The sequence below is a fragment of the Pradoshia sp. Z3_51 genome, assembly GCF_058215915.1.
Genome location: NZ_JBZAJC010000015.1, coordinates 60,104 through 69,695 on the forward strand (window position 1 = coordinate 60,104; position 9,592 = coordinate 69,695).

The 9,592-nt window shown below is 37.0% G+C and carries 14 protein-coding genes; 4 read left to right on the forward strand and 10 right to left on the reverse strand.

What is annotated here, in order from left to right; all coding sequences use genetic code 11:
• Window positions 1–55: 55 nt before the first annotated feature.
• On the reverse strand, window positions 56–238 hold the full coding sequence (locus tag AC4BHA_RS17725) for a hypothetical protein (RefSeq protein WP_066102125.1): 183 nt from the start codon (window positions 236–238) through the stop codon (window positions 56–58).
• 360 nt (window positions 239–598) lie between these two features.
• On the opposite strand from AC4BHA_RS17725, the gene AC4BHA_RS17730 reads away from it, so the two are divergent.
• Window positions 599–820 (forward strand): hypothetical protein, encoded by a 222-nt coding sequence (locus tag AC4BHA_RS17730; RefSeq protein ID WP_490559007.1) that lies wholly within the window; start codon window positions 599–601, stop codon window positions 818–820.
• 41 nt (window positions 821–861) lie between these two features.
• Here AC4BHA_RS17730 and AC4BHA_RS17735 read toward each other — a convergent pair whose 3' ends face one another.
• Both AC4BHA_RS17735 and AC4BHA_RS17740 read right to left on the reverse strand, forming a co-directional pair.
• Window positions 862–1,263: a cytidine deaminase gene (locus AC4BHA_RS17735; protein ID WP_066102130.1), complete on the reverse strand. Its 402-nt coding sequence runs from the start codon at window positions 1,261–1,263 to the stop codon at window positions 862–864.
• A 59-nt stretch (window positions 1,264–1,322) separates the two neighbouring features.
• Window positions 1,323–2,474, reverse strand: coding sequence for an MFS transporter (locus tag AC4BHA_RS17740; RefSeq protein ID WP_490559008.1), 1,152 nt, complete (start codon window positions 2,472–2,474; stop codon window positions 1,323–1,325).
• Window positions 2,475–2,567: 93 nt separating this feature from the next.
• Here AC4BHA_RS17740 and yeiL point away from each other — a divergent pair, with 93 nt between their 5' ends.
• Entirely contained in the window at window positions 2,568–3,230 is a 663-nt protein-coding gene (yeiL, locus tag AC4BHA_RS17745; protein ID WP_066102134.1) for a transcriptional regulator YeiL, read from the forward strand.
• 89 nt (window positions 3,231–3,319) lie between these two features.
• On the opposite strand, the gene arsC is transcribed toward yeiL, so the two are convergent.
• From arsC to AC4BHA_RS17765, 4 genes are all read right to left on the reverse strand, one after another.
• Window positions 3,320–3,739 (reverse strand): arsenate reductase (thioredoxin), encoded by a 420-nt coding sequence (arsC, locus tag AC4BHA_RS17750; RefSeq protein ID WP_490559009.1) that lies wholly within the window; start codon window positions 3,737–3,739, stop codon window positions 3,320–3,322.
• A 4-nt stretch (window positions 3,740–3,743) separates the two neighbouring features.
• Window positions 3,744–4,835, reverse strand: coding sequence for an ACR3 family arsenite efflux transporter (gene arsB, locus AC4BHA_RS17755; RefSeq protein WP_490559010.1), 1,092 nt, complete (start codon window positions 4,833–4,835; stop codon window positions 3,744–3,746).
• 25 nt (window positions 4,836–4,860) lie between these two features.
• Complete coding sequence (locus tag AC4BHA_RS17760) at window positions 4,861–5,163, reverse strand: ArsR/SmtB family transcription factor (RefSeq protein WP_066102141.1); 303 nt, start codon at window positions 5,161–5,163, stop codon at window positions 4,861–4,863.
• 169 nt (window positions 5,164–5,332) lie between these two features.
• Complete coding sequence (locus AC4BHA_RS17765; RefSeq protein WP_490559011.1) at window positions 5,333–5,557, reverse strand: hypothetical protein; 225 nt, start codon at window positions 5,555–5,557, stop codon at window positions 5,333–5,335.
• Window positions 5,558–6,131: 574 nt separating this feature from the next.
• Between AC4BHA_RS17765 and AC4BHA_RS17770 the strand changes: the two genes are divergently transcribed.
• Window positions 6,132–8,312, forward strand: coding sequence for a beta-glucosidase family protein (locus tag AC4BHA_RS17770; protein ID WP_490559012.1), 2,181 nt, complete (start codon window positions 6,132–6,134; stop codon window positions 8,310–8,312).
• Window positions 8,313–8,376: 64 nt separating this feature from the next.
• Here AC4BHA_RS17770 and AC4BHA_RS17775 read toward each other — a convergent pair whose 3' ends face one another.
• Together AC4BHA_RS17775 and AC4BHA_RS17780 are read right to left on the reverse strand one after the other, a co-directional pair.
• A complete protein-coding gene (locus tag AC4BHA_RS17775; RefSeq protein WP_490559013.1) occupies window positions 8,377–8,634 on the reverse strand; it encodes a hypothetical protein in 258 nt (85 codons plus the stop codon).
• Complete coding sequence (locus AC4BHA_RS17780; RefSeq protein ID WP_490559014.1) at window positions 8,606–8,809, reverse strand: hypothetical protein; 204 nt, start codon at window positions 8,807–8,809, stop codon at window positions 8,606–8,608. The genes AC4BHA_RS17775 and AC4BHA_RS17780 overlap by 29 nt, the downstream gene beginning before the upstream one ends.
• A gap of 94 nt (window positions 8,810–8,903) precedes the next feature.
• Here AC4BHA_RS17780 and AC4BHA_RS17785 point away from each other — a divergent pair, with 94 nt between their 5' ends.
• Window positions 8,904–9,089: a hypothetical protein gene (locus tag AC4BHA_RS17785; RefSeq protein WP_490559015.1), complete on the forward strand. Its 186-nt coding sequence runs from the start codon at window positions 8,904–8,906 to the stop codon at window positions 9,087–9,089.
• Between the two features lie 434 nt (window positions 9,090–9,523).
• On the opposite strand, the gene AC4BHA_RS17790 is transcribed toward AC4BHA_RS17785, so the two are convergent.
• Window positions 9,524–9,592 (reverse strand): cold-shock protein (locus tag AC4BHA_RS17790; protein WP_490559017.1); only part of this gene is annotated, 69 nt, incomplete at its 5' end.

Below are 9,592 nucleotides of genomic sequence, written 5' to 3' on the forward strand. Positions count from 1 at the left end.
TAAAAAGGACCTTTCCACTGTAGATCTAAATCTCGTAAAATTAACAACCAAAGATTTAGTTCTTTACTTGAGTAAAATTCTTTAGATATTCGCTTTCATTTACAGATATCACTTTTTTTAAATCCGTCGTTCTTAATACAAACTCCTTAACACCAATAAATTCAGATTCTGCAATCAAATAAAACTCTGTTTCTTTTTTAAATCCCTTAAACGGTCTGTTTAATCTAAATAACTTCATTAAATAACTCCTGGCGATCAATTAAAATTCGATAAATAATTCCTGTCCATCTTCTGTTTCATAAAATTATTGCAACAATTTATTATACTTTACTAAGAGCTGCTGTAAACTTCGAATTCAAGCTTCTTAAGTAAAATACAAAGTACCATATTTAAAAAAAATGTTGGTTACAAAGGTATTGGTGAACAATGGACTAATTTCCCCCTTGATTCTAATACATTCTTCCTCTATTTTGCATTTAGGACACCCTGAATATTTTTCCGTATTTATAGTCTACTAGAACGGGTTAATTAATTATAACAATATAATAATATCTACAAAGGTGAATATGTAAAATATAGAGGTGAAATTGTTCAAATAATGGAAAGTGATGGAATGACTGCAATTCGTCTTTCTATTACTCCTACCTCTTACGGCTGGTCTGTATCTGATATTATTTATGTAGCTTACCTCGGTTATATAGATTTTGTTGATGAAGACGTTGTCACTATTTATGGTGAAGTAAACGGTTCCTTTACTTATACATCTCAAGCAGGATGGGATATTACACTCCCATTAGTAATTGCAGATTCCATTGAATAAATAAGAGAGAGCCAGGTGGCTCTCTCTTATCATTGCATTCATTACATATCTAATTCTGTAAAAGCATATGGCACTAATTCTTTTAAAGTCAATTCTTTACATTCTTTCTTTGCATTCGTTAAATAAACTGGCATGTCAGGAGAACAAAATTCAACTAAAACCTGTCTGCAAATACTGCAAGGCGGTAAATAATCCTCTGTGGCCCCTGAAATAGCTATCGCCTGAAAATCACCTTTTTGATAACCTTTTGTAATTGCCGTAAAAATGGCTGTTCTTTCTGCACAGTTTGTTGCACCAAAAGATACGTTTTCAACATTTACACCATTGATAATACTTCCATCTTTAAGTAAAAGGGCAGCCCCAACAGGAAATTGAGAATACGGCATATAAGCATTTGATTTTACAGCACGGGCACTTTCCAATAATGTTTCTTTATTTACCATCTAGATCATCTCCAATTACAATAAATTGAAAAGACACTCATTTATACGATTGTACCAAATTAATAACGATATTTTCTTCTTGTCACTAAAATGATTATAATTGCTGGCAATGTAAAAATAGCCATTCCGGCAAAAGAGAGTCCTGGAGAAATATCATATAAAAATCCTCCTGCCAGTGTCAATATCGCTGTGCTAAAACTCATAGCAAAAGCCGAGTATACACCTTGTGCATTGGAGTTTTGCTCTTTTGGCAGCGAGTTTGTTATATAAAGGATAAATGCATAATGTGCCAAAGCAAAGGATAGTGCATGCAAACTCTGCGATAACATGAAAACCCAAACATTCGGGAATACAGCTACCAATAACCAGCGCAGAGTTGATCCAGCAGCAGCTACCAATAGTAAAGAAGATGGCTGCCATTTTCTAAACAGATGATCAGCCTTCGCAAAACAGATGATCTCAAAAATAACAGCAATATTAATGATCATACCGATATAGTATGTGTTTACACCTAAATCCTGTAAATAAATATAGCCATAATTATAATAAGATGCGTGAGCACCCTGAAGTAAAAATACGATTAGCAAAACAATTGAGAAGCTTTTAATCTTCCATAAGCTGCTCATTTTCATTGTATTTTTACTTTCATTTTTGATCGGTTTTTCAGTTAGTATATCCGGGCTAGGTAAAATATACTTGATAAGCATTAAAACAAGCATGAACATCATTGCCCATAAAATCCCACTATCCCCAAAATACCCGGTAACCATACTAATTACTAGCACAGAGACAATGAATCCAAGAGAGCCATATGAGCGAGCTTTTCCATATGCCCCATCCCCCTGTCTCATTAAAATACTAGCTGTACCTTCCACTGCGGGAAGTAAAGTTGGATAAAAGGCACTAAAAATAAGAGTGACAACAAATAGGGAAGTAAATGATGTCGATGGTATATATAGGATTGTCACTGCTAATGAGCAGATAATTAAAAGGAAAGCGACTTTATGAGCACTCCAGTATCTGGAGGCGAATGGATAAACAAAGAGCGCTGATAGCCCTCGTACCACCAATCCAAATCCCATAATTAAGCTTGCTTCTGATACTGTCAATCCTTTTCCTTGTACAAGATAACCTGTCCAATAAGGTAAAAATATACCCCATGTCATAAAAAATAAAAAAAAGTTCTGTGAAAACCAACGCGGATTGTTCATTCTTTCTCCCTCCATACTTATTGCATCATAGCATGTTTCACGCTTACAATAATGTGAGATATCTCATATTTTTTAATAATTTGGAGGAAAAAAGTGCAGATTTTATCCGAACCATTGCGCAGCCAATATATTGATTTAAACAGTATCCAACCCTTTTCCAGTGTCTCGATAAAACCATTTATTCAAGTCCATGAATTTGAGCGTGGTGAATTCATTTACAAAGAAGGTTCTATACCAGAGTATCTATACCTTATTGTTGAAGGGAAAGCGAAACTATATATCACGCTTGAAAACGGAAAAGTATCTCTCCTTAATTTTATTGAAGCACCGTCACTTATTGGCGAACTCGAATTATTGGGAGTAGAGCAATATTCTATAGGGGTCCAAACATCAACAAAAACGATCTGTTTAGCTATTCCCATGCATATATGTAAAAATCAATTATTAGAAGATCCGGTTTTCCTGAGGCATTTGTCCATATTTTTAAGCAAAAAAACACATTATCTTTCATTTAAATCTGTTCAAACTCAAATTTATCCGCTCGAAAATCGGTTAGCTTCATTTATTTTAATGTCAGCTGAAAATGATTTTTACAAAGAAAAACACACAGAAGTCAGTGAATATTTAGGAGTCTCCTACCGTCACCTATTACATGTTATCTCTCAATTCTGTAAGGGAAATCTTATAAAAAAATATGATCGTGGCTATCTCATTTTGGATAGGGAGCGGCTTCAGGAATTAGCTAAAATTGATTAATGATACATATATCCACTTCACTGCCTAAGTAAAAAAGCTAATCATCAGATTAGCTTTTTTACTTAGATTCACTTTAATAATTAACAGGCTTATTCCCCAGTTTTAGCAAACCAATCAATCCGATCCCTTATCTCATCGCGTACCCTTTGGAAGAATGCCCATTTTTCTTCCTCACTTCCTTCCGCTTTTGCCGGATCATCAAATCCCCAATGAACTCGTTTTACTCTGGGCGGTGTTACTGGGCAATGTTCATCTGCATGCCCACATAAAGTTACGACCAAATCTGCATGATTTAAAATATCTGGATCAATCACATCCGAAGTGTAATTAGTTATGTCTATATTTACTTCCTGCATCGCTTTCACTGCATTCGGATTTAATCCATGGGCTTCAAGTCCAGCACTTTTGACATTCCAGTCAGGCAGGATTTCCTTTGCCCACCCTTCCGCCATCTGACTGCGACACGAATTACCTGTACATAGAAAATAAATTGTTTTTTTCTTTGGCATTAAATTATTCCCCCTGATTGAACTTTTGTTCAGACGTTTCTACTTTGTTCCTATGGAAGTATTTCTTTTCCCAGCGCAGTGCTACACTTACAAGTGCAATCAAAACAGGAACTTCCACCAATGGACCGATAACAGCTGCAAAAGCTACGCCGCTATTAATCCCAAACATAGCAACCGCAACTGCAATTGCCAATTCAAAGTTATTACTCGCTGCTGTAAAGGATAACGATGCCGTTACAGGATAGGATGCTCCTGCTTTTCTTGAAGCAAAAAATGATACGGCAAACATGATTAAAAAGTAAATGAGCAATGGTATAGCAATTCGAATGACATCCAATGGGAGTTCAACAATTTTATCTCCTTTTAAGGAGAACATCATCACAATCGTAAATAATAAAGCAATAAGTGTAAGAGGAGAGATTTTAGGTAAAAAAGATTCCTGATACCATTTTTCTCCTTTTAATTTTAATCCAATAAATCGTGTTGCCATTCCTGCTATAAAAGGAATACCTAAATAAATGAGAACGCTTTTTGTAACTTCCCACATCGAAATGACAACAGTAAAATTCTCCAACCCAAATACGCCTGGCAAGATATTTAAGAAAAAGTAGGCAAATGCCGAATAAAATAGAATCTGAAATACAGAGTTAAAAGCGACAAGTCCAGCTACATATTCACGGTCCCCGCGAGCCAGATCATTCCAAACAATAACCATAGCTATACAACGCGCAAGACCAATCATAATCAGGCCGGCCATATACTCAGGATAATCATGTAAAAAGATAATTGCTAAGAAGAACATTAGAACCGGACCGAGCAACCAGTTTTGGAATAAAGATAGCAATAATACCTTCCAATCCTTAAATACACGCCACATCTCTTCATACTTCACTTTTGCCAATGGTGGATACATCATTACAATCAATCCAATAGCAATTGGAATGGATGTCGTCCCTACGGACATAGTATCTAACATTGTTTTAAAATCAGGTACTAACAGCGCAATTAAAATACCCACTGCCATGGCTGCAAAGATCCATACCGTTAAATATCGATCTAAAAAAGACAGCCTTTTCGTCACACTTTTTTCTGCCATCTGGTTCTCCCCCACTCTTTGTTATTTAACAATCTGATGAACAGCATTTCACACTAATTGGCTCCAGCTGGTCAATGATCGCCTGAATATACGGCTGTTGAGTTTCATTTAGGCGAAAATGTTTCCATGTGCCTTTTTTTCTTTCCAGAATGATTCCTGCATCTTTCAACTTTTTCACTTGTTGGCTGACTGCAGGCTGGGAAATTTGAAGAACATCCACAAAATCACAAACACATACCTCTCCCTTTTTCAGACAAGCCAATAATTTTAACCGATTCGGGTCACTGACTGCTTTTAATTGCTGAGCCATTTGCTCAATTGTATTCATATATACCTCCTTAATATAACCAAACACTTATATAAGACATCACTTATATTATATGACTTAATAATTAAAATCAAGAAAATAAAAAACAGTAAGCTAAAATATCACCAGCTTACTGTTTCAACTTTCCAAAACCATAAGTAAAATCTCTTCTCGACTAGCAGTATTCTTATTAAAAATATCCACCTATACCAATAACTAGGTAAAATACAATGATTCCTGCTATCTTTGCCTTTGACTCTCTACTTTTAATAAGCAAAGCTGCACAAAGAATAGTAAACAGTATAAAGGCGATTAATCTTAACTGCCCCGTATAGGGACCCATATTATGTAATAGAAAAACAATGATTGATATAAAGGCAAGTAGCCAATAAAACCATTTTTGTAATAAACTCAAATTACCGTCCCCTTTTATGTTATTAGAAATACTCCTCAATCACGATATTATGAGTTCCGTCTTTTTCTTATCTTTACTATAGATCTTTTAGTATCATTTAACCCTTTCATCAAGAGGTAGTTTAATATTTTGATTCTCTGTTTACCCTATTAGACTTTTTTCTCATAACCACTGCCCTAGTTATCCTTATAATATATAAAAACAGAAGCAAAGATTTCCATCTACATCTTTATAACTACTAACCCATCCGTTTGCTTTTTTGACGAAGACTTCTACCATCAAAACTCATTTATTCGATTTTCCACTTTAATAAATAGCATATTACTAAAATATCTACTAATAAAACAAAAATAGTACGAGTAAAAGAATGATAAAAAAAATATAATTTACACATTGAAACCAAATCATAAAAGAGAATTCCGCAGATCTAACAAAGGAAGTCTCATTTGCTTTACTTAGGATTTTATAGAATTATCTGGTTATCTTAAATATGTAAGCGGTTTAGACTATCAGATAAAAGTATTAGAAATAATACGTTTATTTTTATAAAAATATTGTGTTAGGAGTGTTCAACATGAATAATCAACATACTACTGATACAGAAAAGAATGGACAGTTTCCATGGATGGACAAGTCATTTTCACCACGTGAGCGTGCTGAAAAGCTTGTAGCTGCAATGACATTGGAGCAGAAGATTGCTCAGCTTCACGGTGCGATGGCGACCATCAACATCTACGATATGCCATCTATGGATGAAATGAATGCCATGACTCCTGAGGAGCAAGACAAGCTTATGGCACAGCTTCAAGTACAGCGCCATGTAAAAGGCATTGATGAGTTAGGAATACCTCGTTTCCGTATTACAAACGGTCCTGTCGGTGTAGGTATGGGTGACGGACACCCAAGCCCGCCTGCTACAGCCTTGCCAATGACCATCGGACTTGCTGCCGGCTTTGATCCGGAGCTAGCGCGTGAGTACGGGGATATCATTGGTTCTGAGACGGCTACACTTGGTCAGCACGTACTAGAAGGACCAGGGGTTTGCCTACACAGAACTCCAATTGCTGGACGTAACTTTGAATATTTCTCTGAAGATCCATACCTTTCTGGCGTAATGGGCGTTGAGGTTACGAAAGCGATTCAAGAGCATGATGTTATCGCTATGGGTAAGCATTATGCTGTTAACGACCAGGAGTACGAGCGCTTCCGCACAAGTGTTGAGTTGGATGAGCACGTATTGCGCGAGCTTTACCTACTTCCTTTTGAAATGTTAGTTAAAGATGGTGACATTGCCGCAATGATGAGCGCCTACAACCGTGTTCGCGGTGTTTACGCAACGGAAAGCCGCTACCTCCTTAACGATATTCTTCGTGACGAGTGGGGCTTCCAAGGCTATGTACAATCTGACTTCTGGTCTTGCCGTTCTGCTGCCGCTTCATTGAACGCCGGTATGGACCATGAGATGCCCGATGCTAAATGGCTGAATGAGACAAACGTCAAGAATGCACTTCAGGACACTAGTCTTGAGATTGAGACTGTCGACCGTGCATTGGTTCGCCGCTATACGCAAATGTTCCGTTTTAATCAATTCGAGCGCCCTTACAACCCAGGTGAGATTGACGCGAAAGGTCATGGTGCTAGATCTCGCAAAATCGGTTCCCAGACCGCTGTTCTTCTGAAAAATGAAGGCGAAATGCTGCCACTTGATCCGAAAGCTTATGACTCCATCGTAATCATTGGTCAATCTGAGTACGTTGATGATGCGTGCAATGGTGGGGGTGGTTCTTCAAAGGTTACTCCGCTCTACACGGTACCACCGGTAGAAGGCATGCAAAATGTCCTTAAAGGTCTTGGTTCACACACGTCAGTCAGCAAGGTTACTGTCGCTAAAGATCTTTCAAATCTTGACGAAGCCAAAGAAGCTGCTGCTAAAGCTGATATGGTTATTCTAATGGCCGGCTTAGTTGCCTCTGAAGGTTTTGATTTACCTAGTCCAAACATGCTAAATGATCAGAATCGTATGATCGAAGAACTATTGGATATCAACCCGCAAACGGTTGTAGTCATGAAAGACAGCAGCCCTGTCATGATGCCATGGATCCAAAAAGCTAAAGCTGTTCTTGAGGCATGGAACCAAGGTACTGAAGATGGTCACGTCGTTGCCGATTTACTCTTTGGCGTTGTAAATCCATCCGGTAAAGTTCCTACCACATACGCAGCTTCTGAGGATGATCTTTTGTACGCAGGAAGACCTGAGCGCTATCCTGGTAAAGATGAAGGCAATGGCTTCCCAGTTATCCGATATTCTGAGGGCCTTAACATGGGTTATCGTTGGTTCCAATCCCAAGGAATTAAGCCATTATTCCCGTTTGGATACGGTCTATCCTACACATCCTTTGAGCTTTCCGGATTCTCAGTAACACCATCACAAACAGATGGCAAATCCCCTATTACGGTAAAGGTGACCGTAACCAACACAGGAAAAGTTGCTGGAGCTGAGGTTGTTCAAGTATATCTAGGTATTCCTGTCCAAGGACAGCCACCTAAACGTCTTGTTGGTTTCCAAAAAGTTTACCTAGATCCTAATGAGTCACGTGAAGTTAGCATCACGATTGACCCAACTGCTACGAACCATCCAATGGGTGTATGGGACTACTACGAACACGATTTCGTGGTGAAACCTGGCGAGTACACTGTATATCTTGGTACATCCAGCGAAGATACTCCATACAAAGAAACAGTAGTCGTTGAATAAATAATATTAATTAATAGTTAGAAGGATTGAATCAACAATAGAATTCAATCCTTTTTTCTTGCTCTTAAAATAAGTTTTCCAAATAGAAGTACTCTATTAAAGGCTTTTTTCTTCCCTCGTTATGCCATTTATGATATTCTTTCAAAACTTGTTTGGGGTCATTATTAGCAACCTCTTCAACCAAATACTTTACTGCAAGAAAGCTTCGCAAGTAATCGAACATAATACTTGTTAAACTCCCTTGATAACTGTCACTTCCGAACTCCTCTAACGAATGGTTACCATATTTGTGCTTAAACAGACCCATCAATTCTCTCAACATTTGTAATCTGCTTATTTTCTGTATCAGTTAGTAAGTATTTTCTTGATAAGTACTCACACATTCCTTCCTCAAACCAAATACTGTTCTCTCTCTCATCATCAAATTCATCCAAAAACAAATCGGAGTGATGAGTTAATTCGTGTCCAAGTATAGTTAATATATGGTTTTCAGACATATTAGTATAGAAGTCTTCTATTTTAGAATGTTTCTTTCCCTCTAATTGTGTAAGAAATAACCTCCTCCAGCTTACCAAATCAGGAGAAAGATAAATGAGATCTTTATTTGTAAAGGCTGGGATCGGTATATTGGAAAAAACACTAATTCAAGCTGATAGCCTTTTATTTTTTTGGAAAACCTCTCAATCAAATATTTGTATTCCTGAAAATCCTCTTCTTTCTCAAATGCAAATATATGCTTCAACACCAAAGACTCCCTCTACTATAAAATCAAGTTAAAACTTGATATTATTTTAAAATAATTTTCTGTAAATAAATAGAAATAAGAAATCCTCTTATTAAATTATTTTGAAAATAGGCGCTATGATTATAATGTGTATGAAGGTAGTTGCCTTTTCCGTATTCAGAGCATAATAATTCGGTTGGAAGTCCCTTTATTCACTGGATGAGGAAACATTAGAAGATGTCCACGTGACTAATAAATAGAGCCAAAAGTGGGATAGAAGATATGATAAAAAACCCCTTGCAAGTAAGCAGGTTTAAATTAGGGATTATTCAAGCACTGTGCTATACTTAGCCTACCATTTGCTATACAGTTTCATTCGTTTGTTGTCTAAGCTCTATTCATTTCTTGAATAGGGCTTTTTTATTGCGCAAATTGATTTAAAAACAAAGAAAGACCCTGCATATGCAGGGTCTTTCTTCAGCTCTTATTAAGCTTTTTGAACGTTTGTAGCTTGTGGGCCACGTTGTCCTTGTTCTACTTCAAACGTTACACTTTG

Excerpts from the sequence above, each read along its gene's own strand:
- AC4BHA_RS17785 (WP_490559015.1), top strand. The coding sequence starts at position 8,904 with ATGAGATCTTTATTTGTAAAGGCTGGGATCGGTATATTGGAAAAAACA.
- arsB (WP_490559010.1), bottom strand. The coding sequence starts at position 4,835 with ATGGCAGAAAAAAGTGTGACGAAAAGGCTGTCTTTTTTAGATCGATAT.
- AC4BHA_RS17740 (WP_490559008.1), bottom strand. The coding sequence starts at position 2,474 with ATGAACAATCCGCGTTGGTTTTCACAGAACTTTTTTTTATTTTTTATG.
- AC4BHA_RS17725 (WP_066102125.1), bottom strand. The coding sequence starts at position 238 with ATGAAGTTATTTAGATTAAACAGACCGTTTAAGGGATTTAAAAAAGAA.
- AC4BHA_RS17730 (WP_490559007.1), top strand. The coding sequence starts at position 599 with ATGGAAAGTGATGGAATGACTGCAATTCGTCTTTCTATTACTCCTACC.
- AC4BHA_RS17780 (WP_490559014.1), bottom strand. The coding sequence starts at position 8,809 with ATGTCTGAAAACCATATATTAACTATACTTGGACACGAATTAACTCAT.
- AC4BHA_RS17770 (WP_490559012.1), top strand. The coding sequence starts at position 6,132 with ATGAATAATCAACATACTACTGATACAGAAAAGAATGGACAGTTTCCA.
- AC4BHA_RS17760 (WP_066102141.1), bottom strand. The coding sequence starts at position 5,163 with ATGAATACAATTGAGCAAATGGCTCAGCAATTAAAAGCAGTCAGTGAC.
- arsC (WP_490559009.1), bottom strand. The coding sequence starts at position 3,739 with ATGCCAAAGAAAAAAACAATTTATTTTCTATGTACAGGTAATTCGTGT.
- AC4BHA_RS17735 (WP_066102130.1), bottom strand. The coding sequence starts at position 1,263 with ATGGTAAATAAAGAAACATTATTGGAAAGTGCCCGTGCTGTAAAATCA.
- AC4BHA_RS17775 (WP_490559013.1), bottom strand. The coding sequence starts at position 8,634 with ATGTTGAGAGAATTGATGGGTCTGTTTAAGCACAAATATGGTAACCAT.